Origin of the sequence: Actinosynnema sp. NPDC053489 (assembly GCF_044544865.1) — a bacterium.
Taxonomy (GTDB): Bacteria; Actinomycetota; Actinomycetes; order Mycobacteriales; family Pseudonocardiaceae; genus Actinosynnema.
The window spans coordinates 26,124-50,156 of the sequence record NZ_JBITXT010000007.1; the positions used below are offsets into that span (position 1 = coordinate 26,124).

Consider the following 24,033-nt stretch of genomic DNA (forward strand, 5'->3'; position numbering starts at 1 on the left):
CCCGCGGACCCCTTGCCACCGCCTGCGAGTTCTCTCCCGCCATCTCGGAGGTAAACACCAGTGCTCACCCAGGTTCCGCTGCTGATCGCCCAGGCGGCAGGCGGCGACCACGACGCCGGAGTGCGCCACGTGGCGCAGATCTCGGCGCGCCTGGCCTACGCGACCACGTGCGCCACCCTGTGCTGGGGCGTGCTGATCGCCACGGGCTGGGCCAACAGGATCTCCGGCAGACAGGGGTTGCGCAACAGCCACATGGTGCTGGCGACCATGGCCCTCACGTTCGGGTCGCTGCACGCGTTCGCGTTCACCCTGTTGCAGCTCGGTGCCTTCTCGTACCTGAGGATTGTGGTGCCGTTCTACGACGGCGGCCTGCTGCGGCACGCCCTCGGCACCCTCGGCCTGGAGATCATGCTGACCATCGCCGTCACCGCGGGTCTGCGCAAGAAGGTCTACTACCGCAAGTGGTTGCGGCTGCACCAGCTCGCCTACGTCGCCGTCGCGATCACCGTGGTGCACTCGTGGTTCGGCGCGATCGCGAACGGCAACCTGGCCGTGCTGTGGTTGGCCGGCCTCACGATCCTGGTCCCCACGGCGACCATCGCGATCGCCCGCTTCCTGCCGCCGCAGTGGCTGGTGCGGCTGGGGATGCTGGAGCCGGAGCCGGGGTTCGAGCCCGAGCCCGACGGCGCGGGCGGCAGCGCGTTGGACATCAGCGTCGACAACGAGCGCTGCCACCGGTACGGCATCTGCCAGGCCGAGGCGCCGGGGCTGTTCCAGCTCGTCGACGACGAGCGGTTGCGCTACGAGCGCAGGCCGCCGCCCGAGCAGTTCGCGAAGGCGCGGGCCGCCGCGCGGGCGTGCCCCATGCGGGCGATCGAGCTGCGGGAGCGTGTGCGGTGAAGAACGAGGAGCGCGTCGTGATCGCGGGCGGCGGGTTGGCCGGGCTGCGGGCGGGCGAGCGGTTGCGGGAGCTGGGGTTCCGCGGCGAGATCGTCATCGTCAGCGCCGAGCGGCACCTGCCCTACCACCGGCCGGCGCTGTCCAAGGAGGCGATCAACGGCGAGCTGGTCCCCTCCGACCTGAGGTTGACGATCAGCCGCGAGCTGGACGCGGTGTGGCGGCTCGGCACGGCGGCGACCCACCTGGAGCCGGACCGGCACGTCGTGGGGCTGCCCGGGGGCGAGGAGCTGAGGTACGACGGGTTGGTCATCGCCACCGGGGTGGAGCCGCGGCACCTCGCGGGCGCACCCCGCCAGGACCCGCGCGTGCACGTGCTGCGGACCGTGGACGACGCGATCGCGATCAAGCGGGCGATCACCTCGACGCAGGGGTTGGTCGTGGTCGTCGGGGGCGGGCTCATCGGCTGCGAGATGGCCGCGTCGGTGAAGACGATGGGCCGGGACGTGGCCATCGTGAGCCGGTCGTCGACGTTGCTGGGCAGCGCGGTGGGCAAGAACATCGCCGACACGGTCACCGAGGCGCACCGGGTGCGCGGGGTGCGGCTGGCGATGGGCGTGAAGATCCGGCACTGGGTGCGGCAGTCGGGTGGGGTGGCGATCCACCTGTCGGACGGTCAGGTGTTCTTCGCCGCGGTCGTGGTGATCGCGGTGGGTGCTTCGCCGTCGGTGGCCTGGTTGCGCGGGTCCGGGGTGGTGCTGGAGGACGGGGTGCTGTGCGACCCCATGTGCCACGTGGTCGGCGGGGGTTCCGACGTCGTGGCCGCGGGCGATGTCGCGCGGTGGCCGAACCTCCGGTTCGGAGGGCAGCCGCGTCGGGTGGAGCACTGGCTCAACGCGGTGGAGATGGGGCGGGCGGCCGCGGAGAACCTGTTGGCGGGCAGGGAGAACTCGCGGCCGTTCACCCCTGTGCCGCGGTTCTGGACCGAGCAGTACGGGATGCGGATCCAGGGGTCGGGGCTGCCGGCGATGGGCAAGGACACGACCACGCTGGCGGGGTCGCAGAAGGACCACCGGACGATCACGGGGTTCATCGACGACGGCCGCCTCGTCGGCATGGTGGGCCTCGACGCACCCACCGCGATGATCAAGCTGTCGACGGAGCTGTGGCGCCAGAATCGCGTCGACCCGACCGACCTGCGCCGCCCACCCCGACCGACCCCGGCGGCCGAACCGGCAGCCACCGTTGCGGATCGCAAGATCCCTGCCCGAACCGCACCCCGCCCGGCCGGGTCGGGCCACTTCCCACCGGTGCGCAACGTCCCCACCACAACCGCAACGCTGCACAAAGAACCGGGCAGCCCCGAAGCCCGGCGCACCGCCCCTGTCGCCGACCGACTCCCACCCACACCAGGCCGACTTCCACCCTCGCCATCCGAGTCGGGCCGCTTCCGACCGGTGCGCAGCGATGCGGAGGGATACGCAACGCTGCACGAGGAACCGGGACGGCCCGACGAGCTGCGCGAGGGATCGAGCCCCGCCCGTTCCCGAGAGCCGGGGGACGTCCCTCAAAGATCCGCAACGTTGCACAGCCAACCGGGATGGGCCGAGGGTTCGCGCAATGGCTCGTTCCGGTTCGAGGCGTCGCGGGACGTGCCGGGAAGATCCGCAACGACGCAGGACCCGACGGTGGACCGGGTGCGGGACCAATCGAGACGATCCGGGATGTCCCGCGCAGACTCGGCGAGGTTCGAAGTGCCGGGGCACGTGGCGGAGGAATCCGCTGCGGTGCACGACCAATCGAGACGGTCCGGCCACTCGCGCGGGAACGCGGTCGGGTTCGCGGTGCCGCAGGTCCCCACCGCCCTCGACGACGCGACCGGCACCGCGGCGCAACCGGGTCGGAGGACGCGGTCGGAGCAGTCCTTGCGGTTCGAGGCGGTCAGGGTCGAGGCGATGCGGTTGGAGAACGCCTTGCTCTGGGAGGCGACCCGGTCCGAGCGCCGGGCCGACCGGCGGGCGGGCAGCCGGAGCCACGGCCCGGGAAGCGATGGCGTCGCGGCGAACGACGTGCGGGTCGACGGCGCGGGGGAGGCCGGGGCGGAACGCGGGCGGTTCGCGGAGCCCGTCGAGCCGGCACGACTGCCACGCCAACAGCAGGAATCCCAGCCCCTCCCCCTACCGCCGTCGCACGCCCCGGTCGTCCGGTCACGCGGCCACGGGCGGTCGCTGGCGCGCACCGGTCCCAAAGCCCGCCCACGCTGACAGGCCCACGCTGGGACACCTACGCCGACACACCCAGGAGGCCACACCGACACCCCCCAACAGAACGAAACCGCAACCCCGCTTCGCCGCACCGAAGGCTCGTGCGCCACCACCGGATCCCGCAGTGGTGGCGCACGAGTCCGAACCGGTCGTGCACCGCACGACGCCCCGCTGTGATGAGGTACCGGACAACCGCACCGCAACCCCCGCTCAACCGACAGTCGTTCACAAACTGTTCGCCCGGTGTGAAAACTTCATACATCAATGACAGATTGACGCAAGTTTTCACCTCCGACAGGCTCCAGACCCGTCCCCCAACCCGGTCTGGAGGTCCCTGTGCTCCGACTAATCTCCTACCTCGCCTCGGTGGCGCTCGTCGCCGTCGTCCTCGTCGCCGGAGGCGGCACGGCGCAAGCCGACGGCTGCTACACCTGGAACCGCACCCTCTCCTCGGGCGCGTCCGGTGAGGACGTCCGCCAGTTGCAGATCCGGCTCTCCGGCTACCCGGGCTCCGGCGCGGTCCTCGCGCTGGACGGCTCGTTCGGCCCGGCCACCAAGTCCGCCCTCATCCGCTTCCAGCAGGCTTACGGCCTGGCCGCGGACGGCGTGGCGGGCAACGCCACCTACTCCCGCATCTACGCCCTCCAGGACGACGACTGCACGCCGGTCAACTTCTCCTACGCCGAGCTGAACAACTGCAACTCGGACTGGTCCGGCGGCCGGGTCTCCGCGGCGACGGCCCGGTTCAACGCGCTCGTCTCCATGTGGAAGCTCCAGGCGATGCGGCACGCGCTGGGTGACCAGCCGATCCGCGTCACGAGCGGCTTCCGCAGCGTCGCCTGCAACAACGCGGCCGGTGGCGCGTCCGACTCACGACACCTGTACGGCGACGCGGTGGACCTGGGCGCCGGCGCGCTCACGCTGTGCCGCATGGCCCAGCAGGCCCGCAACCACGGCTTCAACGGCATCCTCGGCCCGGGCTACCCGGACCACAACGACCACACGCACGTCGACCACCGGGCCAGCCGCTTCTGGTCGGCCCCGTCCTGCGGCATCTGACCCGGGACGTCACCCGGCCGGACACCGGGGGCCGCGGGCGCGTCGCGCACCCGCCCGCGGCCCACACCGGGAGCCGGGGAAGCGCTCCGTCCCCACGAACGCCCCACCGCCACTACCATGGACCTGTGATCTTCCTCAGCGTGGTCCTCACCCTCGTCGGGCTGAGCACGCTGCTGTGGCGTGACGACGACCTGATCGGCCTGCCGCCCGCCGTCGCGGGCTCCGCCCTGGTGGTGCTGGGCGTGGCGGCCGGCGTGCTCTGGGCGGTGCGCAGGCGGCGCCGCTGGGAGCGCAAGGGCGAACCGCGACCGGTCGGCAACGTGGTCGACCGCGCCAAGGCGCTGCCCCGCCTGCTGCGCGAGCGCAAGGACTACGGGCTGCCCACCACCACCCTGGCCACGTGGGCGTTCGCGATCGTCTACCTGGTCTCCCCGATCGACCTGCTGCCCGAGCTGCTGCCGCTGATCGGCGTGACCGACGACGCGGGCGTGGCCGTGTGGCTGCTCACCAGCGTGTCCACCGTCACGGGCCAGTACCTGCGGTGGGAGCGCGAACGCTCCCGCCAGGCCCGGGAGACCCGCTGACGCGTCACCGCCCGCCGGGCAGCCGCACCCCGGTGAGCAGCGCGGTCACCGCGCCCATGATCCGGGCCGTCGCCTCGTCCAGCACGGCCTTGGTCGGCTCCGGCCCGTACAGGTCGGACAGGTCGACCTCCGCGCCCGCCACCACGGACACCTCCCGCCACGGCCGCGGCAGGAACTTCCCCGGTGGCAGCAGCTCCCGGGTGCCCCACTGCGCCACCGGCACCACGGGCGTGCGGGTCGTCAGCGCCAACCGCGCGACACCGTTCTTGCCGCGCATGGGCCACCCGTCCGGGTCGTTGGTGAAGGTGCCCTCCGGGTAGACGATCACGCACTCCCCCGCGTCCAGCGACGTGCGCGCGTTGTCCAGCGCCCGCCCGGCGCGCACGCTGCCGCGGTCGACCGGGATGTGCCGCCCCGACGCCATCACCCACCCGATCACCGGCGCGCGCCACAGGCTCTCCTTGGCCAGGTAGCGGGGCACCCGGCCGGACGCCAGCGCGAACGCCGTCAGCGTCACCGGGTCGGCGAACGACAGGTGGTTGGACGCCAGCAGCACCGCGCCCTCCCGGGGGATGTTCGTCCGGCCCGCCATCCTCATCCGCACGAACAGCACCACCAGCGGCCACAGCAGGTCGATCGCCACCGAGTACCAGAACCCGCGGCCCCGCCGGGGCAAGCGGGTCGTCAGCGCCACCATCTGGGAGAACGTCACGGCAGGATCTTCGGTCATGGCACCCGGCGGCGTCACCGCGACCCACCGCACCGCCGTCGCCCAGGTCTGATCGGGTTCGACTAATCTCCTCCCCCGTGGCAGGGCTCCCCGCACCGCGCACCGCGGTGAACCGGATCAACGTGCTCCTCGTCGAAGACGACGAGGGCGACGCCGTGCTGGTCGAAGCCCTGCTCGACGAGGTGGAGGCGGACGTCGCCCTGCACCGGGCGCGGACGCTGCGCGAGGCCGAAGGGCTGCTGTCGCGGGCCGACTGCGTGCTGCTGGACCTGGGCCTGCCCGACACGACCGGCCTCGACGGGCTGACCCGGCTGCTCGCGAACCCCGCGCCGGTGGCGATCATCGTCCTCACCGGCCTCAACGACGAGCACCAGGGCACCCAGGCCGTCGCGCAGGGCGCGGAGGACTACCTGGTCAAGGGCCAGGTCGACGGTGTGGGCCTGGCCCGCAGCATCCGGTACGCGGTCGGCCGCAAGGGGGTCGAGGAGACGCAGCGCCAGCTCCGCGACCAGCAGCTGCTGGCGGCGGAGAAGACCCGCCTGGAACGCGGCCTGCTGCCGTCGCCGATCATGCACGGCGAGGACATCGGCTGGGAGGTCAGCTACCGGCCCGGCGGCAGCCGGATGCAGCTGGGCGGCGACTTCTACGACGTGGTGCGCACCGCCGACGGCACGCTGCAACTGCTGATCGGCGACGTGTGCGGGCACGGCCCGGACGAGGCCGCGCTCGGCGTGCTGCTGCGCATCGCGTGGCGGGCGCTGGTGCTGGCCGACCAGGAGCCGTCCCGGGTGCTGCGCACGCTGCACCAGATCCTGGAGCACGAACGCCACCAGCCCGGCCTGTTCACCACCGCGTGCATGGTGACGATCTCGCCGGACCGGCGGTGGGCGCGGGTCTACCTGGCCGGGCACCCGGAGCCGATGCTGCTGGTCGGCGACCAGGTGGTGGAGCTGCCGCGAGATCGGGCCGGGCTGCCGCTGGGCGTGCTGCCCGACAGCACGTGGAGCGGCCTGGACGTGCCGCTGCCGCCGGGCTGGTCGCTGCTGCTCTACACCGACGGCCTGGTCGAGGGCCGGGTGCTGGGCGACACCGAGCGGTTGGGCTCGGAGCGGCTGATCGACCTGATCGGCGAGATCACCGGCGCGCGGCCGGAGTGGGCGCGCACACCGAAGACCCTGCTGAACGACCTGATCAGCAGGGTGAAGGAACTCAACGGCGGGGAGTTGGACGACGACATGGCCGTGCTGCTGATCTCGGAACGGGTCTGATGCGGGACTACCGCCGGCACTGGCCCGCGAGCAGGTTGTTGATCGCCGCCGTGGCGATCCTGGTCGTGGTGTGCGCGGCCACGGTCGGCAGCCTGGGCGCGTCCCTGTCGGGCCTGACCGACGCCCGCGTGGTGCTGCTGGACCGGACCCTGCCCGCCCGCAGCCTGGTGCGCGACGTGGACACGGCCCTGATCAACCAGGAGAGCGGCGTCCGCGGGTACGCGCTCACCGCCAACGCGGACTTCCTGAAGCCCTACAGCGACGGGGAGCAGGCCGAGCACCGGGCCGTCGCCGCGGCCCGCGACCTGATCCAGGTGACGCGGCCGGACCTCGTCGGGGACCTCGACCGGCTCGACCGGCTGGCGACGGAGTGGCGGCAGACCTACGCCGAGCCGCTGATCGCGCAGGTGCGGCAGTCGGGCGTCCCGCAGACGACGGTGGCCGACGCCGAGCGCGGCAAGCAGCTCTTCGACGGCATCCGGGCCGCGGGCAACGAGCTGGGAGGCAAGCTCGACCAGGCCGCCGCCGACGCGCGACGCCAGCTCGACTCCGTGGCGAGGTCGCAGCTGTGGCTGCTCATCGGTCTGGGCGTGCTGCTGGTGCTGATCATCGCCGGGGTGGCGGTGGTGCTGTTCCGGATCGTGATCGCGCCGCTGCGCGGGCTGGCCGCGGACGTGCGGCAGGTGTCGTCGGGCGACTTCGCGCACGAGGTCGTGGCGGGCGGGCCGCGGGAGACCGTGATGCTCGGCCAGGACGTCGAGGCCATGCGCGTGCGCATCCTCTCCGACGTGCAGGAGCTGCGCCGGTCCAACGGCGAGCTGGAGCAGTTCGCCTACGTCGCCTCGCACGACCTGCAGGAGCCGCTGCGCAAGGTGGCGAGCTTCTGCCAGCTGCTGGAGCGGCGCTACTCGGGGCAGCTCGACGAGCGCGGCGAGCAGTACCTCCAGTTCGCCGTGGACGGCGCCAAGCGGATGCAGGTGCTGATCAACGACCTGCTGGCGTTCTCCCGGGTGGGCAGGCTCACCCGCGAGCAGACCCTGGTGGACTGCGACGACCTGGTCGCCCAGGTGCTCGACAACTACTCCGAGGTCATCGAGCGCACGCACGCCACGGTCGAGGTGGCCGACCTGCCGACCGTGCGCGGCGAGGAGTCGCTGCTCGGCGGGGTGTTCGGCAACCTGATCAGCAACGCGCTGAAGTTCCACGGCGAGGACCCGCCGCACGTGCGCGTGGACGTCGAGCGGACCGGCAAGCTCTGGACGTTCACCATCAGCGACAACGGCATCGGGATCGACACCGAGTACGCTGAGCGCATCTTCGTGATCTTCCAGCGCCTGCACCACAAGGACGACTACCCGGGCACCGGCATCGGGCTGGCCATGTGCCGCAAGATCGTCGAGTACCACGGTGGCACGATCTGGCTGGACACGACGCAGACCGGCCCCGGCACCACCTTCAAGTTCACGCTGCCTGCAGTAGAGGACGACGAGCAATGAGCAACCCGTTGAACGTGATCGACGTCCTGCTGGTGGAAGACGACCCCGGCGACGCGCTGATGACGCAGGAGGCGTTCGAGCACCACAAGATCCGCAACCAGCTCCACGTGGTGCGCGACGGCGTCGAGGCGATGGAGTTCCTGCGCCGCCAGGGCCAGTACGCCGACGCACCGCGGCCGGGCCTGATCCTGCTGGACCTGAACCTGCCCAAGATGGACGGTCGCGAGGTGCTGGCCGACATCAAGGCGGACGCGGCGCTGCGGACCATCCCGGTCGTGGTGCTGACCACGTCCGAGGCGGAGGAGGACATCCTGCGCAGCTACAACCTGCACGCCAACGCCTACGTGACCAAGCCGGTGGACTTCGACCGGTTCATCGAGGTCGTGCGGCAGATCGACGACTTCTTCGTCACCGTGGTCAAGCTCCCCCGCTAGGAGGTCGTCGTGGGCGTGGTGACCTCGCGGGACGGCGTCACGATCGGGTTCAGCAGGGTCGGCGACGGCCCGGCGGTGGTGCTCGTGGACGGGGCGTGCTGCTTCCGGGGCGGCGGACCGATGCCCGCCGTGGCGCAGGCGCTGACCGGGTTCACCGCCTACACCTACGACCGGCGCGGCCGGGGCGAGAGCACGGACCGCGCGCCGTACGCGATCGAGCGCGAGGTGGAGGACCTGGCGGCGGTCGTGGACGCGGCAGGCGGGTCGGCGTTCGCCTACGGCTTCTCGTCCGGCGCGGTGCTGGCGCTGCACGCGGCGGCGGCCGGGGTGCCGATCAGGGCGTTGGCGCTGCTGGAGCCGCCGCTGTCGTTCGACGGGCCGACCGCGCCGGGTGCGCGCGAGGAGATCGAGGCGCTGGTGGCCGCCGGGCGGCGCGGTGACGCGGTGGTCCGGTTCCAGGTCGCGTGCGGCGTCCCGGAGGAGGTCGCCGCCGGCTCCCGGCGGTCGCCCGGCTGGCCGGCGCTGGAGGCGCTGGCCCACACCACCGCCTACGACCTGGCCGTCACCGCCACCCCGCCCGACCTGGCCGCGATCACCGCGCCCGCGCTGGTGCTCGACAGCGAGGGCAGCGACCAGCGGTTGCGGGGCTGGGCGGACGGGGTCGCCGAACGCCTCCCGAACGCCCGCCGCCGGACCGTGCCGGGCGACTGGCACGGCGTCGACCCGCACGTGCTGGCCGAGGTCCTGACCGGGCACTTTCAGCCGGCGGAGTAGCGCACCACGCCGTCGTCGCCCCGCTCGGTGGTGACCAGGCCGCGGTGGACCAGCACGTCGAGGTGCGCGGCCGTCTCGCCGGTGGCCAGCACCTGGTTGAACAGGTCGAGGTCGGCGAACGACCGCTGCCTGCGCGTCCAGCCGAGTTCGCGCGCGGTCTCGAACGCGGTGCCGGTGCCCGCGCGCACGGCGTCCAGCGTGGCCGCGAGGCGGTCCTCGTGGTGGGCCAGCAGCTCGTCCACCCTGGCGTGGCTCGACTCGGTGACGGGGCCGTGCGCGGGCAGCAGCCGCAGGTCCGGGTGTTCGCGGATCAACCGCAGCGAGTCGAGGTAGTCGCCCAGCGGCAGCGCGGGCCGGGCCGGTTCGAAGCCGATCGACGGCGTGATGTGCGGCAGCACGTGGTCACCGGCGAACAGCAGCGACGAGTCGACGTCCACGAACACCACGTGCCCGCGCGTGTGCCCGGGGGTCGGCAGGACCCGCAGCACCCGCTTCTCCAGCGGCAGGTCGCCCCCGCGCAGCCACTCGTCGGGCTCCTCGTAGTCGCGCAGCTCGGTCTCGCCCAGCTGCGCCACGACCTCGCGCCACCGCCGCGCCAGGTGCGGCGCGCCCCACCCGACCAGGTCGCGGAGCTGGCCGTCGCGGGCGCGGGAGGTGATCCGGGCCAGCGACGGCTGCTCACCCGCGCCGAGCGCGACCTTGGTGCCGAACCGGCGGCGCAGCGCCACGGCCATCGTGTAGTGGTCCCGGTGCACGTGGGTGACCAGGAAGCGGCGCACGTCCTCGAAGCCGTGCCCGAGCGCGCCCAGCGCCGCCTCCAGGGCGGCCTCGCCCTCGGCGAGGGCCCACCCCGGGTCGATCAGCACCAGGCCGTCACCGTCCTCGATCGCGTACGCGTTGACGGTGCGCAGCCCGTCGTTGGGCAGCGGCAGGGGTACCCGGTGGACACCGGGCGCGACCTCGAAGACGCCGGGTTCGGTCCAGTCCATCCCCGGATACTACTTGCCGGTAACCCCGGCTGGGCTGACCGGCCGCACCCCCTGCGGCGCCCGGCGCGCCGCCCGCAGCACGAACGGCACCGCGACCAGCGTGAGCAGCGCCAACGCCGGGTAGGCCCAGCCGATCGCGGACAGGTAGCCCGGCCGCGGGATCGTCCAGATCGTGGGCTGCCGGTCGAGCTGGAACGCGATCACGTCCAGGAACATCACCGGGCACCACAGCACCAGCAGCACGCCACGCACCCACGGCGTGACGCGGGCGTGCACCAGCCAGACCAGCAGCGGCGCGATCCACACCCAGTGGTGGTCCCACGAGATCGGGGAGAACAGCAGGCCGAAGACCTGCACCACCAGCACGCCGATCAGCACGTCGCCGGCGCGGACCGCGGCCCACAGGGCGACCCCGGCGAGCACCGCCGAGACCGCCACCGCGAGCAGCCACGGCCACGACGTGCCCACGTCGTGACCGAGGGTCCGCGACAACGCCCCGCGCAGCGACTGGTTGTGCGCGGTGGCGATCGGGCCGACCCGGCTCGCGTCGCCCAGCAGCCCGAACCAGTAGTGCTTCGCCTGCGCCGGGTCCACCAGGAAGCCGAGGCCGACGCTCGCCGCGAACGCGACCACCGACCACACCGCCGCCGCGATCCGGCCCGTGGCCAGGTAGTACACCCCGGAGACGGCCGGCACCAGCTTCACGCCCGCCGTCAGGCCGATCCCCGCACCGGCCGGCCGCGAGTCCCGGGCCACCATCGCGGCCAGCACGACCCCCGCCAGCAGCAGGTTGACCTGCCCGAAGTCGAACGTGTGGACCACCGGCTGCAACCACAGCAGCACGGCCGTCCACAGCAGCGCCCGCCGCCGCCACAGCGCCGCGTCCGCCGTCCACCCGTCGCCGGCCACCAGCCGCAGCGCGACCCGCACCATCCAGTACAGGCACAGTCCGGACAGCAGCCGCAGCACCCACTGGGCCGCCACCCACGGCAGCCACGTCATCGGCAGGAACACCAGCGCGCCGAACGGCGGGTAGGTGAACGGCAGCGGGAAGTCCGGCGGCGAGTTCGGCGATGTGACGTCGTAGAGGTCCCCGGAGAGCACGTGCGGCGCGAGCGCCCAGTAGACGTACAGGTCGATCGTCTCGTTGCCGAACCCCGTCACGATCGTCCAGGTGCGGCCCAGCGCCGACACGACCAGCAGCACCGGCGCGGCGGTCAGCAGCCACCGCTCGGCGGCGCGCAGCGCGCCACCGGTGGGCGAGGACGGGTCACGGGACACTGGGCTCGGCCTTCGACGTCGTGGTGAGCGGCGGGTCGACCGGCTCGCGCGGGCGCAGCGCCGCCGGGATCACCGCGAGGGTGAGCAGGCCCAGCAGCGGGTAGCACCAGCCGAGCGCGGCCAGCGGCCAGGGCCGCGGGATCTCCCAGATGGTCGGCTGCTTGTCGATCAGGTAGGTGATCAGGTCCGCCCCGGTCACGAGGACCCACGCGGCGGCCACCGCCAGCACGGGCCACGTGCGGCGGGAGCCGTGCACCGCCCACAGCACCAGGGGGATCACCCACACCCAGTGGTGGCTCCACGAGATCGGCGACAGCAGCAGCCCGAACAGCTGCACGGCCACCACCGTGGCCAGGGTGTCGCCCGCCCGCACGGCGGCGCGCAGCGCGAAGCCGGTCAGCACCGCGGACACCGCCACGGCGAGCAGCCACGGCCACGACGTGCCCACGTCGTGCCCCAGGGTCCGCGACAACGCGCCGCGCAACGACTGGTTGATCGCCGACCCGACCGGGCCCACCCGGTCGGCCGCGCCGAGCAGCTCGAACCAGTAGCGCCACGAGTCCGACGCCGAGGCGGCGAACCCGACCGCGACGGTGAGCGCGAAGCCCACCGCCGTCCACAGCGCGGCCGTGAACCGGCGCGTCACCAGGAAGTACAGCACCGAGATCGCCGGGGTCAGCTTCAGGCCCGCCGCCACGCCGACGCCGACGCCCGCCACCGCGTTGCGGACCGCGACCATCGCGGCGAACGTGCCGGCGATCAGCACCAGGTTGATCTGGCCGAAGTCGAGCGTCTTGCGCACCGGCTCGCACCACAGCGCGAGCGCCGTCCACAGCAGCGCGCGGCGCGACCAGGTGCCGTCGAACCGCTGCCCCGCCCGGGCGGCGACCAGCGACAGCGCCGTGCGGACCAGCCACCACAGGGCCACCAGGGACAGCACCTGCCACACCACGCGGGCGGCCACCCATGGCAGCCACGACAGCGGCAGGAACACCACCGCCGCGAACGGCGGGTAGGTGAACGGCAGCGGGAAATCCGCCGTGAACGGCATGTCGATCGTGTAGAGCTGGTCGGTCAGCAGGTTCGGCGCGAGCGTCCAGTAGACCTTGAGGTCGATCATGCCCCAGCCGCCGGGCGCGCCGAGCCGCCAGAAGTACCAGCCCAGCGACAGCACCAGCACCAGCGGGGCGAACCTCAGCACCCGCTGTTCGAGCCGATCAGCCACCCGTTCCCCCACGCTGCTTCCCCGTCGCCTCCGAGCCGCCCGCCGCGTCCTCCTCGACGTCGAGCGGTGTCGGCTCGACCGGGGTCGGCGGCTGCTCCGCGACGGGCGCCTGCGGCTGCTCGACGATCAGCGCGGGCCGGTCGGCCTCGACCTTCCGGGGCCGCAGCTCGGCCAGCAGCGACCACAGCGACCTGCGGCCCAGCAGCGCCCGACCGACCCACACGCCGACCAGGACGGTGACGGCCAGGTACGACCACCACACGACGGGGTTGGCCGAACCGTAGTGCCACCGGGCGACGATCGTGCCGTCGGGGAGGGTGACGAGGACCATCCACACGGAGAAGCCCGCCGCGGCGGCGAGCCAGCGGTCCTTCCAGGCGAACGCGGCGGCCAGCGCCAACGCCCAGGTGAAGTACCAGGGCAGCACCGAGGGCGCGAGCGCGGACGCGGCCAGCAGGGCGATCGCGCCCCGCCGCACGGCCTCCACGCCGCCGGCCCGCGCCAGCCACCACTGGCGGACCAGCACGACGGCCAGCACGTACACGCCGGCGGACCGGAAGAAGCCGAGGAAGCCCTCGTGGGTCGCGCCCGGGACGTGCCGCCCGATCGAGAAGTACAGCAGCTCGGCGGCGGCGCAGGGCAGCGACATCCACGTCAGCAGCGGCGTCTGGCTCTGCAGCACGTTGATCCAGCCGAGGTCGACCCCGGCCACGATCGTGGACAGCGCGAAGACCGCGACGAACGCCACACCGCCCACCGCGCACGCCTGGAGGAACCGGTGGCGCGCCGGGCCGGACATCCGGGCCACCCACACCCACACCAGGAACGGGACGACCAGCACGGCGGTGGCCTTCACCGCGGTCGCCAGGGCGATCACCGCGATGCCGCGCACGTGCTTGCCGTCCAGCACCAGCAGCACGCCGACCGCCATCAGGCCGACCATCAGGATGTCGTTGTGCGCGCCGCCGATGCCCACGGCGATCACGAACGGGTTCGCCACCGTGAGCCACAGCGCGATCGACGCGCGACCGCCGAGGTGGCGGGTCAGGCCGGGCATCGCCCAGGCGAGCAGCGCCAGCCCGCTGACCACGGCCAGTCGCATGAGGACCGCGCCGATGATCACGTTGTCGCCCGTGACGGCGACCACGGACTTGGCCAGCAGCAGGAACAGCGGCCCGTACGGCGAGGGCGTGTCCTGCCACAGCGAGGCCACGTTCCCGCCCAGCGGCAGCGGCAGCGCGGACGCGCCGGTCGTGTACGGGTCGTAGCCCTGCAACGCGACCGCGCCCTGCGCCAGGTAGCTGTAGACGTCCCGGCTGTACAGCGGCGGGCCGATGAGCAGCGGCGCGGTCCACGCGGCGGAGGCCAGCAGCACCCCGCGCCCGCCGAGCTCGCCGGCGCGCACCAGGCGACCCAGCCGCACCCACGAGCAGACCAGCAGCGCGACGCCCGCGAACACCACGGCGGTGGCCAGGTCGCGGCCGTGCCCGTAGCGCACGGCGTTGAGGATCGTGCCGCTCAGCAGCGGGTCGCGCCGCAGCACCGCGCCCGCGCCCATGCCGCCGATCGTGATCAGCAGCCCGCCGAGCGCGCCGAGCCGCAGCACCCCCGGGGGGACCTGCCGGACCACCGCCGCCCACGTGCCGGCCTTGCGAGCCGGGCCGTCCGTCCGCGCGCCACTTCCGCTCACCTCAGCGGTCACAGCCAGGCCCACCTCATCGGTCTCGTGTTCGGTCCTCGTCCGCGCCGACGGCGTCTGTCGTCGACGGCATCACCATCATGGCGGGGGTCAAGGACGAATGAGGCCACGATCAGCAATGTTGACACGATCAGCTACCACTGTTGACCAGAAGCCCGGTACTTAGCCTTGTTGTTACCCCGCGATGTGATGATTCACACTGCGGGGCAACCCCTCTCTTCGGGGGAGCCGGTCAGCCGGCCAGTTCCGGGTGCTTCTCCATGTAGGAGCGGACGAACGGGCAGGACGCCACGACGGTCAGGCCCTTGGCGCGCACGTCCTCCAGCGCGTGCCGGACCAGGGTGCTGCCCAGGCCCTTGCCCTCGACGGCGACCTCGGTGTGGGTGAACGTGACCACGCCGTCGGACGAGGTGTACTCGGCGAAGCCGCCCAGCTCGCCGTCCAGGCGGACCTCGTAGCGGGACAGCTCGGGGTTGTCGGACACGGACGCTGCGCTCACGGGTGCTCCTCCAGGTTCGCTCGGCGGGTGCCACCGTAGTCGCAGCGTGCAAGATTGTCGGATGGACGTGTATCTGCTGATCCTGGGCGATCACCTGCCCAACCCGCGCACCGGCGCGGCGGTCACCGAGTGCGACCGGCTGCGTGCGATGGTGGAGCAGGCCGTCGTCGCGGAGGAGGCGGGTTTCGCGGGCGTGGCGATCGGCGAGCACCACTTCACCCGGTACATCGTCTCCGCGCCCGAGCTGCTGCTGGCCACGATCGCCGAGCGCACGTCGCGGCTGCGGTTGTCCACGGGTGTGACGCTGCTCGCGCACCACGACCCCGTTCGGGTGGCGGAGAACCTGGCCACCCTCGACGTGCTGTCGCGGGGTCGGGCGGAGCTGATCGTGGCGCGGGGTGTGTCGCAGCGCACGGACGAGGCGTTCGGCGTGCGCGACGACCTGCGGGAGCGGTTCGACGAGAACCTGCGGCTGCTGCTGCGGCTGCTGGAGGAGAAGCACGTCACGTGGGAGGGCAAGTACCGCAGCCCGCTCGTGGACGTGACGACGACGCCCCGGCCGGTGCAGCAGCCGCGGCCGCTGGTGTGGATCGGCAGCGCGTCGGCGGTGTCGGCGGACCTGGCGGTGGAGCTGGAGCTGCCGCTGATGCTGCCCAGCACGTTGCGCGACCCGGCGACGCACCTGCCCGTGGTGCGGCGGTACCGGGAGGCGATGGGCGGGGGCGGGCGGGTGGCGTTGCCGAGCCACGTGTTCGTCGCGCCGACGTCGGCCGGGGCGCGGGAGGTGTGGCGCCCGCACCTGGCCGCGTACGCCGAGTTCGCCGACCCGTGGCGCGGTGACGGGGACGTGGACGTCGACGTGCTGATGGAGGGCGCGGCGGTGTGCGGGGACCCGGCGGAGGTGACCGACCGGCTGAACCGGCTGACCGAGCTGCTGTGCCTGGACGCGCAGCTGGTGATGGTCGACATCGGCGGGCTGCCGCACCAGGCCGTGCTGGACACGATCCGGTTGTTCGGCGAGGAGGTGCTGCCGAACCTGACCTGCCCGACGCCGGCGGCGGAGGGTTCGCGCACGTCCTGAGCGTTGAACTCACGGGCCCTGAACGTAGGACTCACGGGCGCTGAACGTAGGACTCTCGCGTCCTGAACGTAGGACTCTCGCGGGGGTGACGTAGATCCGGTGAGTTTTGGGTAGTCCGGTGGCGAAGGAGGTCGACATGGTCCAGCCTCAACCGCCCGAACCCCGGCCCGTGCCCGTCCCGGAGCCGGTGCCGCCACCGCCCGGGCAGCCGTCGCCGGCGACCGAGCCGCCGGTGCCGCCCACCCCCGAGCCGCCGGCGCCCAACGAGCCCGCGCCGAACGAGACGCCCACCACCGGGTGACGACGCCGGGGTTCGGCGCCGGGGGTGCGGTTCGCCGCACCCCCGGCGCGTCCGGCGGGTCCGGTCCGCCGCGTCAGGTCCCGGTGCGGACCACGACCAGGCGACGGGTGGCGCGGGTCAGGGCGACGTAGCGCTCGGCCGGCGGCAACCGGTCCGGGTCGACCACCACGACCGTGTCGAACTCCAGGCCCTTGGCCGCTCGCGGGGTGAGCGGGCCGGTCGCGGAGATCACGGCGAACGTGCCGGTGGCCGGGCGGAACGACTCCGGGTCCGCGCCGGTGACCTCGACGGGCGGTTCGCCGTGCCGCACGGACGTCGGCAGCACGGCGGTGGGGTCGACCTCGGCCAGCGCGCCGGCGGCGTAGGCCATGACCTCGGCGGGGGTGCGGTAGTTCACGGTGAGCCTGCGGTACTGCCAGCGGTCGCGCGCCAGTGGTCCCAGCACCTGCCGCCAGTCACGCGCGCCGGCCGCGGACTGGCGTTGCGCGAGGTCGCCGACGACGGTCATGGACCGGTTCGGCCCGCGCCTCGCGAGCACCCTCCAGTCCATTTCGGACAGTTCCTGCGCCTCGTCCACGACGATGTGGCCGTAGGTCCACTCGCGGTCGGCGGCGGCGCGCTCGGACAGCACGCGGTGGTCCGCCGCGGTGTGGCGGTCGGCCAGCCACTCGGCGTGCACCAGGTCGACGGCCCGCAGCTCCTCGTCGTACATCTCGCCGTCGGTGTCGATCACGTGCAGCACCCCTTGCGCGTACTCCACGGCCCGCCTGCGCTCCTCCTCGGCCCGCCGCTCGGCCGCGCCGTCGGTACCGAGCAGCTCGGCGGCCTCGTCCAGCAGCGGCACGTCGGAGACCGTCCACGCCGTCGGGTCGTCGCGGCGCAGCTCGGGGTGCCCGAGGGCGACGCAGCGGCCGGCGTAGAGGTCCGCCAGCAGCCGTTGCGGGGTGAGCAGGGGCCACAGCGCGTCGACCGCCCGCCGCACGTCGGGGTGGCCGGTCAGCTCCCGCCGCACGTCGGCCGCCAGTTCCGGCCAGTCCTCGCCGATGAGCGCCAGCGCGGGCGCGACCAGCTCGTCCACCAGCGCCCGGTGGAAGGCGGGCCGGGCCTCGTTGTGCTTCAGCCCGGTGGCCCGCGCCCGGGCCCTGGCGCGGTCGGCGATCGCGGCAGTCAGCTCGACCGTGACGTCCTCCAGCTCGACCGGGAGGGGTGCGGCGGGCACCTCCTGCCGGTCGGCGATGGCCGCCACCAGCAGGTCCACCGCGGTGAGCGCGCCCTTGAGCGCCTGCAGCCCCGGGGTGTCCTCGCGGTCGGTCCGCACGCCCGGGAACAGCTCGCCCGGCGTGGCGAACACGACGTCGGTCTCCCCCAGCGACGGCAGCACCTCGCCGATGTAGCGCAGGAAGCCCGGGTTCGGCCCGACCACCAGCACACCCTGGCGGGACAGGCGTTCGCGCTGCGCGTAGAGCAGGTAGGCGACGCGGTGCAGGGCCACCGCCGTCTTGCCCGTGCCCGGCCCGCCCTCGATCACCAGCACGCCCCGGTGCGGCAGGCGGATGACCTCGTCCTGCTCGGCCTGGATGGTGGCCACGATGTCGCGCATCGTGGCCGAGCGCGGCGCGTCGAGCGCGTCCAGCAGCGCTTTCGAGGTGAGCTGGAGCTCGTCGTCGTAATAGCTCTCCAGGTGACCGCCCCGGGACCGGAAATGGCGCCGCAGGGTCACGCCCTCGGGGTTCGCCGCGGTCGCGGTGTAGAACGGCCGCGCGGCCGGCGCACGCCAATCCGTCAACAGCGGCTCGTAGTCGCGCTCGGTGTCGAACAGGCCGACGCGGCCGACGTAGACGCGGTCGTCGGCGGTGTCGATGCGGCCGAAGCACAGGTTGTCCTCGGCCACGTCCAGGCGGCTGACCTGCTCCGACAGCGTGCGCACGGCGACCTCGCGCTGCCAGCGCTGCTCGTGGACGTCCTTCAGGGCGGCGTCGAGGGCCGCTCGCGCGGTGGCGCGTTCCCGCGTCAACCGGTCGTGCAGGAACGCGATCCTCTCCCGTTCGGCAGCCAATTCACCAGTGGTCACGCTTTGCCCCCTGTGATATACTGGCATTGTCTTCGCCTCACCATTCCGCGGTGAAAGCAATCCTCATTCTTACCATGTTCCGGGACGATTCCGCGACGCCGGCCTCGCCGTGCCCGGGCGCGTGACATGATCGCCCGCGTGGACTCCGACGAGTTGGTGGTCGCCGTCGCGCAGCACGCGCCCGTGCCGGGCGACGTCGCGGGGAACGCGCGCCGCGCGGCCGCGGTGGTGGCCGAGGCCGCCGCGGCGGACCTGCTGCTGTTCCCCCTGCTCTCGCTGACCGGCTACGACCTCGACCGCCTCACCGGGCCGGCGTGCTGGGTGGGCCCGGACGACCCGCGGCTGGACGTGGTGCGCGAGGCGAGCCGGGCGCACGGCGTCACGGCGGTGGTCGGCGCGGCCTGGCTCGGGCCGGACGGCGGGCGGTTGCTGGCCTCGGTGGCGCTGTGCCCGGACGGCGGGGTCGAGGTCGTCGGCAAGCAGTACCTGAGCCGGGCGGAGCGGGAGCTGTTCGAGCCGGGCGGGCACGCGCCGGCGGTGGACGTGCGGGGGTGGCGGGTCGCCCTGGCCGTCTGCTGCGACGCGGCCGTCCCCGAGCACGCCGCGGGGGCGGCCCGGCGGGGCGCGGACGTCTACGCCGTGTCGGCGCTCTACACCGAGGGGCAGGAGCGGCGGCTGGACCTGCACCCGGCGGCCCGCGCCCTGGACCACCGGGTGTACGCGCTGGTGGCGAACCTGGCGGGCGCGGGCCCGGGGTGGCGCTCGTGCGGGCGCAGCGGGGTGTGGCACCCGGACGGGCGACGACTGGCCGACGCCGGTCCGGCGTCGCGGGTCGTGACGGCACGGCTGGAGCGGGCCGAGTTGGACTCGTTGCGGTCGACCGACGCGGCGGCCGGCTACCGGGGCTGACGTCCCGGCGCCGCGGACTCGGCCGCGGGCCAGAGGGCGCGCAGCGCCGCCGCCGTCTCGGCGATGCGCGTGCCGAGGGCGGGCGGGTCGGCCTCGGCGACCCAGCGGGCGAACCCGACCTGGAAGGCGGTGACGGCGCTGTGGGCCGCCAGGTCGGCGGTCAGCGGGTCGACGCCCCGCGCCCGCAGCGCCCCGGTGGCCGTCTCGACCAGTGAGGCGAGCTTGAGCAGCTCCCGTTCCCGCAGGGCCGGGTTCGCCTCGACGATCCGGGCACGGCGGGCGGAGTGCCCGTGGTCGTCCTCCAGCACGCGCGCCACGGCGACGACGCCGGTCAGCGCGACGTCGACCGGCGGCAGGTCGGCCGGTGCGGAGCGGATCGCCTCGGCCACCGTCCGCCCCACCGCCTCGGAGCCGCTGAAGAGCACTTCCCGCTTGTCGGTGAAGTGGCGGAAGAAGGTCCGCTCCGTCACGCCGGCGCGCTCGGCGATGTCGCCCGCCGTGGTCTGCTCGAACCCGCGCTCGGTGAACAGGTCCATCGCGGCGCGGACCATCCGCCCGCGGGCGTCCGGCTGCCAGCGACTCATGGCACGAGCATAGTGATGACAGTGACTGACATGGCGTGCTAGCGTCGATGTCAGTCACTGACATACCTTTGAGCGAGGGAACATGCGCGTCTTCGTCACCGGTGCCTCCGGCTGGATCGGGTCGGCCGTCACCGACGAACTGCTGGCCCACGACCACGAGGTGATCGGCCTCGCCCGCTCCGACGGGGCCGCCGCCGCCCTGGAGGCCAAGGGCGCGGTCGCCCACCGCGGCGACCTCGGAGACCCCGACAGCCTGGCCAAGGGTGCCGCGACCGCCGACGGGGTCGTCCACCTGGCGTTCAACCACGACTTCTCCGACTACGCCGGCGCGGGCCGCCTGGAGCGCGCCGCCGTCGAGCGGATGCTGGAGGCCGTCGAGGGCAGCGGGCGACCGTTCCTGCTGGCCTCGGGCATGGCGTCGGGCGCGGCCGGGCGACCGCTGACCGAGGACGACCCGTCACCGCACCACGGCGCCGACTCACCCCGCGGCGGCAGCGAGAACCTGGCCCTGGGCTACGCCGACCGCGGGGTCCGGCCGGTGGCGCTGCGCTTCCCGATCGTGCACGGCGCGGGCGACCGCGGCTTCGTCTCGGCCCTGGTCGACGTGGCCGCGCGGCACGGCGTCGCGGGCTACCTCGGCGAGGGCGCGAACCGCTGGTCGGCCGTGCACCGCTCGGACGTCGCCCGCCTGGTCCGGCTGGCGTTGGAGCGGGCACCGGCCGGCTCGCGCGTGCACCTGGCCGCCGAGGAGGGGGTCCCGACCCGCGCCATCGCCGCGGCCCTGGCCGAGCACCTCGGCCTGCCGACCGCGTCGATCGACCCGGCGGACGCCGAACGGCACTTCGGCTGGATCGGGGCGTTCTTCGGGATGGACCTGCCCGCCTCCAGCACCCACACCCGGGAGCTGCTGGGCTGGACGCCGACGGGCCCGACCCTGCTGGACGACATCGCCGCCGGGGCCTACCCCCTGCCGGCCTGACCCGCCGGGGCGGGCCGGCCGGCGTCGCCGGACGAGCCGTCCGGGGCGGCTCGTCCGGCCGGGGACGCCACCCGCTGCCGGCGCAGCGGCACGATCAGCGGCGTGCCGGTCTCCGGGTCGGCGATCACCCGGCACGGCAGGCCGAACACGTCGCCGACCAGCTCGGCCGTCACGATGTCGGCCGGCCGGCCCTGCGCCACCACGCCGACGCCCGGCTTCATCGCGATGAGGTGCGTCGCGTAGCGGCACGCCTGGTTCAGGTCGTGCAGGACGGCGACCAGCGTGTGGTTGCCGTCCTCGTGCAGGTCGGCGCACAGGTCGAGCACCTCGACCTGGTGCGCGACGTCGAGGAACGTGGTCGGCTCGTCCAGCAGCAGGATCGACGTGCGCTGCGCCAGCACCATGGCCAGCCACACCCGCTGCCGCTGGCCGCCGGACAGCTCGTCCACCAGCCGGTCGGCCAGGTCGTGCACGCCGGTCAGCCGCATCGCCTCCCCGGTCGCCTCCTCGTCCTCGACCGACCACTGCCGCAGCAACCGCTGGTGCGGGTAGCGGCCGCGCGCGACCAGTTCGCCGACCGTGATGCCGCCGGGCGCGATGGACGACTGCGGCAGCAGGCCGAGCCGGCGGGCGACCTCCTTGGAGCGGTAGGCCGAGATCACCTCGCCGTCGAGGTACACCGCGCCCGCCCGCGGCTTCAGCATCCGCGCCAACGCCTTGAGCAGCGTGGACTTGCCGCACGCGTTGGGGCCGACGATGACGGTGAACGAGCCGTCCGGGATCTCGACGTCCAACCCGGACACGACGACGCGCTCGTCGTAGGACAGCGTCAGGTCCGCGCCGCGCAGCCTCGTCATGCCCTGCTCCCCTTCCGCCACTCGTGCGCCAGCAACCACACCAGGTAGAGCCCGCCGATCGCGCCGGTGGCGATGCCGACCGGCAGCTGGGTCGTCGGGAACAGCCGCTGCACCGCGAAGTCGCCGACGACCAGCAGCAGGCCGCCGGTGAGCGCGGACGCGACCAGGCCAGGCCCGGACGCGCCGGTGAGCCGCCGGGCGACCTGCGGGGCGGCCAGCGCCACGAAGCTGATCGGCCCGGCGGCGGCCGTGGCGACGGCGGCCAGGCCGACGCTCACCGCGAGCAGGGCGAGCCGGGTGCGCTCGGCGTTCACGCCCAGGCCGGTGGCGGCGCTGTCGCCCATCTCCAGCAGCGCCAGCCGCCGGCCGAGGCCCAGCGCGCACGGCAGCAGCACGGCGAGCACGGCGGCGACCACCCGCGCCTCGTCCCAGCCCCGGTTGTTCAGGCCGCCGACCAGCCACGTCTGCGCGGCCAGGGCGCTCTCCAGGGTGGCCCGCGTGATCAGGTAGGAGTTGGCCGCGAGCATCATGGCGCTCACGCCGATGCCGACCAGCACCAGCCGGAACCCCTGCACGCCCTGCTTGAGCGCGAGCAGGTAGACGGCGGCGGACGTGAGCAGCCCGGCCACCGTCGCGCCGAGCGCGGTCGCGGCCATGCTGCCCTGCGCCAGCACGAGCACCGCGATGGCGCCGGTGGCCGCGCCCTGGGTGAAGCCGATGATGTCGGGGCTGGCCAGCGGGTTGCGCGACAGGCTCTGCAGGATCGCGCCGCTGAGCGCGAGCGCCGCGCCGACCAGCAGGCCCGTGACCAGGCGCGGCAGGCGCAGCGTGAAGACCACGAAGTCGGCGTAGCCGTCGCCCTGCCCGGCGAACGTGGCCAGCACCTCGCCCACGCCCAGCGGGAAGTCGCCGGTGACCACGGTGGCCACGGCGGCGACCACCGTCAGCACGGCGAGGGCCGCGCTCACGGCCACGGCGCGCTCGCTGACCCGCAGCGAGAAGGCGGGGGTGCGCACGGTCCTCACAGCGCGGCCAGCTTCCGCCGGCGGCACAGCGCGATGAACACCGGCGCGCCCAGGAACGCGGTGATGATGCCGACCTCCATCTCCTGCGGCGCGACGACCACCCGGCCCACGACGTCCGAGCCGAGCAGCAGCACCGGCGAGAGCACCGCGGAGTAGGCCAGCACCCAGCGCTGGTCGCTGCCGCCGATCATGCGGGCCACGTGCGGCACGGTGAGGCCGACGAACGCGATCGGCCCGGCGGCGGCCGTCGCCGCGCCCGCCATGAGCGTGACGGACAGGACGCCGAACGCGCGGGTGCGGGTGACGTTCGCGCCCAGCGCCCGGCCGGTGTGGTCGCCCAGCGCCAGCGCGTTGAGGTTCCGCGCGAGCAGGAACGCGATGAGGATGCCGGGCAGCACGAACGGCGAGACCTGGCCGATCAGCTCGAAGTCGCGGCCGGCCAGCGAGCCGACGTTCCAGAAGCGGAACGCGTCGAACGTGTGGGTGAACAGCAGCAGGATCGCCGAGACGTAGGCGTGCAGCACGGCGGTCAGGGCCGCGCCGCCGAGCACCAGCCGGTCCGGGGTGGCCGCGCCGCGGCCCGCCGCGCCCAGGACGTACACGGCGGTGGCCGTGCCCGCCGCGCCGGCCAGCGCGAACCACACGTACCCGGTGGGGCTGGTGATGCCGAAGAACGCGATGGCGGACACGATCGCCGCCGCCGCGCCCATGTTCACGCCGAGCAGGCCGGGGTCGGCGAGCGGGTTGCGGGTCAGCCCCTGCATCACCGCGCCGGCCAGCCCCAGGGCCGCGCCGACCAGCAGGCCGAGGACGGCCCGGGGCACGCGGACGTCGCGCACGATGGCCGCGTCACCCGTGCCGTCGTCGGCGAGGAGCAGGGAGAAGGTGTCGCCGAACGGGATGCTCTTGGTGCCGATCCACAGGCTGAGCAGCACGATCAGGCCCAGCACGGCGATCGACACCAGCAGGCCGACCCCTCGCACCGCGTCGCGCGACACCCGCACCTCCCGGAAGTTTAGGTAAGGCT

At 73.5% G+C, this 24,033-nt stretch carries 23 protein-coding genes; 12 read left to right on the forward strand and 11 right to left on the reverse strand.

The genetic code is table 11. The annotated features are described in order from the left end of the window. Window positions 1-60: 60 nt before the first annotated feature. From ACIGNX_RS17445 to ACIGNX_RS17460, 4 genes are all read left to right on the forward strand, one after another. The gene (locus ACIGNX_RS17445; protein ID WP_396541128.1) at window positions 61-900 is read left to right on the forward strand and encodes a ferredoxin; all 840 of its coding nucleotides are present in this window, start codon (window positions 61-63) and stop codon (window positions 898-900) included. Continuing rightward, the gene (locus ACIGNX_RS17450; protein WP_396541130.1) at window positions 897-3,161 is read left to right on the forward strand and encodes an FAD-dependent oxidoreductase; all 2,265 of its coding nucleotides are present in this window, start codon (window positions 897-899) and stop codon (window positions 3,159-3,161) included. Before ACIGNX_RS17445 ends, ACIGNX_RS17450 begins: the two co-directional genes overlap by 4 nt. A gap of 336 nt (window positions 3,162-3,497) precedes the next feature. Next, window positions 3,498-4,220 carry a D-Ala-D-Ala carboxypeptidase family metallohydrolase gene (locus ACIGNX_RS17455; RefSeq protein WP_396541132.1) on the forward strand — a complete coding sequence of 241 codons (723 nt, stop codon included), beginning with the start codon at window positions 3,498-3,500 and terminating at the stop codon, window positions 4,218-4,220. A gap of 125 nt (window positions 4,221-4,345) precedes the next feature. Then, a complete protein-coding gene (locus ACIGNX_RS17460; RefSeq protein WP_396541134.1) occupies window positions 4,346-4,804 on the forward strand; it encodes a YkvA family protein in 459 nt (152 codons plus the stop codon). A gap of 4 nt (window positions 4,805-4,808) precedes the next feature. On the opposite strand, the gene ACIGNX_RS17465 is transcribed toward ACIGNX_RS17460, so the two are convergent. Further along, on the reverse strand, window positions 4,809-5,534 hold the full coding sequence (locus ACIGNX_RS17465) for a lysophospholipid acyltransferase family protein (RefSeq protein ID WP_396541136.1): 726 nt from the start codon (window positions 5,532-5,534) through the stop codon (window positions 4,809-4,811). Between the two features lie 77 nt (window positions 5,535-5,611). Between ACIGNX_RS17465 and ACIGNX_RS17470 the strand changes: the two genes are divergently transcribed. From ACIGNX_RS17470 to ACIGNX_RS17485, 4 genes are read left to right on the forward strand one after another with little or no spacing between them, the layout of a single operon-like run. After that, on the forward strand, window positions 5,612-6,802 hold the full coding sequence (locus ACIGNX_RS17470; protein WP_396541138.1) for a PP2C family protein-serine/threonine phosphatase: 1,191 nt from the start codon (window positions 5,612-5,614) through the stop codon (window positions 6,800-6,802). Beyond that, entirely contained in the window at window positions 6,802-8,298 is a 1,497-nt protein-coding gene (locus tag ACIGNX_RS17475; RefSeq protein WP_396541140.1) for an ATP-binding protein, read from the forward strand. Before ACIGNX_RS17470 ends, ACIGNX_RS17475 begins: the two co-directional genes overlap by 1 nt. Then, window positions 8,295-8,732 carry a response regulator gene (locus ACIGNX_RS17480; protein WP_396541142.1) on the forward strand — a complete coding sequence of 146 codons (438 nt, stop codon included), beginning with the start codon at window positions 8,295-8,297 and terminating at the stop codon, window positions 8,730-8,732. The genes ACIGNX_RS17475 and ACIGNX_RS17480 overlap by 4 nt, the downstream gene beginning before the upstream one ends. 9 nt (window positions 8,733-8,741) lie before the next feature. After that, window positions 8,742-9,506 (forward strand): alpha/beta fold hydrolase, encoded by a 765-nt coding sequence (locus ACIGNX_RS17485; RefSeq protein WP_396541144.1) that lies wholly within the window; start codon window positions 8,742-8,744, stop codon window positions 9,504-9,506. Here the strand turns inward: ACIGNX_RS17485 and ACIGNX_RS17490 are convergent. From ACIGNX_RS17490 to ACIGNX_RS17510, 5 genes are all read right to left on the reverse strand, one after another. Next, entirely contained in the window at window positions 9,491-10,495 is a 1,005-nt protein-coding gene (locus ACIGNX_RS17490) for an MBL fold metallo-hydrolase (protein ID WP_396541146.1), read from the reverse strand. The genes ACIGNX_RS17485 and ACIGNX_RS17490 overlap by 16 nt on opposite strands. Window positions 10,496-10,504: 9 nt before the next feature. Continuing rightward, window positions 10,505-11,776, reverse strand: a complete 1,272-nt coding sequence (locus tag ACIGNX_RS17495; protein WP_396541148.1) for a glycosyltransferase 87 family protein — start codon at window positions 11,774-11,776, stop codon at window positions 10,505-10,507. Further along, complete coding sequence (locus tag ACIGNX_RS17500) at window positions 11,766-13,001, reverse strand: mannosyltransferase (protein ID WP_396541150.1); 1,236 nt, start codon at window positions 12,999-13,001, stop codon at window positions 11,766-11,768. Before ACIGNX_RS17500 ends, ACIGNX_RS17495 begins: the two co-directional genes overlap by 11 nt. Then, window positions 12,994-14,703, reverse strand: coding sequence for a polyprenol phosphomannose-dependent alpha 1,6 mannosyltransferase MptB (gene mptB / locus ACIGNX_RS17505; RefSeq protein ID WP_396541152.1), 1,710 nt, complete (start codon window positions 14,701-14,703; stop codon window positions 12,994-12,996). The genes ACIGNX_RS17500 and mptB overlap by 8 nt, the downstream gene beginning before the upstream one ends. 229 nt (window positions 14,704-14,932) lie before the next feature. Next, complete coding sequence (locus ACIGNX_RS17510; RefSeq protein WP_396541154.1) at window positions 14,933-15,199, reverse strand: GNAT family N-acetyltransferase; 267 nt, start codon at window positions 15,197-15,199, stop codon at window positions 14,933-14,935. Window positions 15,200-15,260: 61 nt separating this feature from the next. Between ACIGNX_RS17510 and ACIGNX_RS17515 the strand changes: the two genes are divergently transcribed. Next, window positions 15,261-16,280, forward strand: a complete 1,020-nt coding sequence (locus ACIGNX_RS17515) for an LLM class flavin-dependent oxidoreductase (protein ID WP_396541156.1) — start codon at window positions 15,261-15,263, stop codon at window positions 16,278-16,280. A gap of 136 nt (window positions 16,281-16,416) precedes the next feature. Continuing rightward, the gene (locus ACIGNX_RS17520; protein WP_396541158.1) at window positions 16,417-16,581 is read left to right on the forward strand and encodes a hypothetical protein; all 165 of its coding nucleotides are present in this window, start codon (window positions 16,417-16,419) and stop codon (window positions 16,579-16,581) included. 73 nt (window positions 16,582-16,654) lie between these two features. On the opposite strand, the gene ACIGNX_RS17525 is transcribed toward ACIGNX_RS17520, so the two are convergent. Further along, the gene (locus ACIGNX_RS17525) at window positions 16,655-18,652 is read right to left on the reverse strand and encodes a UvrD-helicase domain-containing protein (RefSeq protein WP_396541160.1); all 1,998 of its coding nucleotides are present in this window, start codon (window positions 18,650-18,652) and stop codon (window positions 16,655-16,657) included. Between the two features lie 138 nt (window positions 18,653-18,790). Between ACIGNX_RS17525 and ACIGNX_RS17530 the strand changes: the two genes are divergently transcribed. Then, window positions 18,791-19,561 (forward strand): carbon-nitrogen hydrolase family protein, encoded by a 771-nt coding sequence (locus ACIGNX_RS17530; RefSeq protein WP_396541162.1) that lies wholly within the window; start codon window positions 18,791-18,793, stop codon window positions 19,559-19,561. Here ACIGNX_RS17530 and ACIGNX_RS17535 read toward each other — a convergent pair. Next, window positions 19,549-20,145, reverse strand: a complete 597-nt coding sequence (locus tag ACIGNX_RS17535) for a TetR/AcrR family transcriptional regulator (protein WP_396541164.1) — start codon at window positions 20,143-20,145, stop codon at window positions 19,549-19,551. The genes ACIGNX_RS17530 and ACIGNX_RS17535 overlap by 13 nt on opposite strands. 82 nt (window positions 20,146-20,227) lie before the next feature. On the opposite strand from ACIGNX_RS17535, the gene ACIGNX_RS17540 reads away from it, so the two are divergent. After that, the gene (locus ACIGNX_RS17540) at window positions 20,228-21,124 is read left to right on the forward strand and encodes an SDR family oxidoreductase (protein WP_396541166.1); all 897 of its coding nucleotides are present in this window, start codon (window positions 20,228-20,230) and stop codon (window positions 21,122-21,124) included. Here ACIGNX_RS17540 and ACIGNX_RS17545 read toward each other — a convergent pair. Genes ACIGNX_RS17545 through ACIGNX_RS17555 form a run of 3 tightly spaced genes read right to left on the reverse strand, consistent with a single transcriptional unit; the run spans window position 21,106 to window position 24,010 of the window. Continuing rightward, entirely contained in the window at window positions 21,106-21,981 is an 876-nt protein-coding gene (locus ACIGNX_RS17545; RefSeq protein WP_396541168.1) for an ABC transporter ATP-binding protein, read from the reverse strand. The genes ACIGNX_RS17540 and ACIGNX_RS17545 overlap by 19 nt on opposite strands. After that, window positions 21,978-23,006 (reverse strand): FecCD family ABC transporter permease, encoded by a 1,029-nt coding sequence (locus ACIGNX_RS17550; protein ID WP_396541170.1) that lies wholly within the window; start codon window positions 23,004-23,006, stop codon window positions 21,978-21,980. Before ACIGNX_RS17550 ends, ACIGNX_RS17545 begins: the two co-directional genes overlap by 4 nt. Then, window positions 23,003-24,010 carry a FecCD family ABC transporter permease gene (locus ACIGNX_RS17555; RefSeq protein WP_396541172.1) on the reverse strand — a complete coding sequence of 336 codons (1,008 nt, stop codon included), beginning with the start codon at window positions 24,008-24,010 and terminating at the stop codon, window positions 23,003-23,005. Before ACIGNX_RS17555 ends, ACIGNX_RS17550 begins: the two co-directional genes overlap by 4 nt. Window positions 24,011-24,033: the final 23 nt, after the last annotated feature.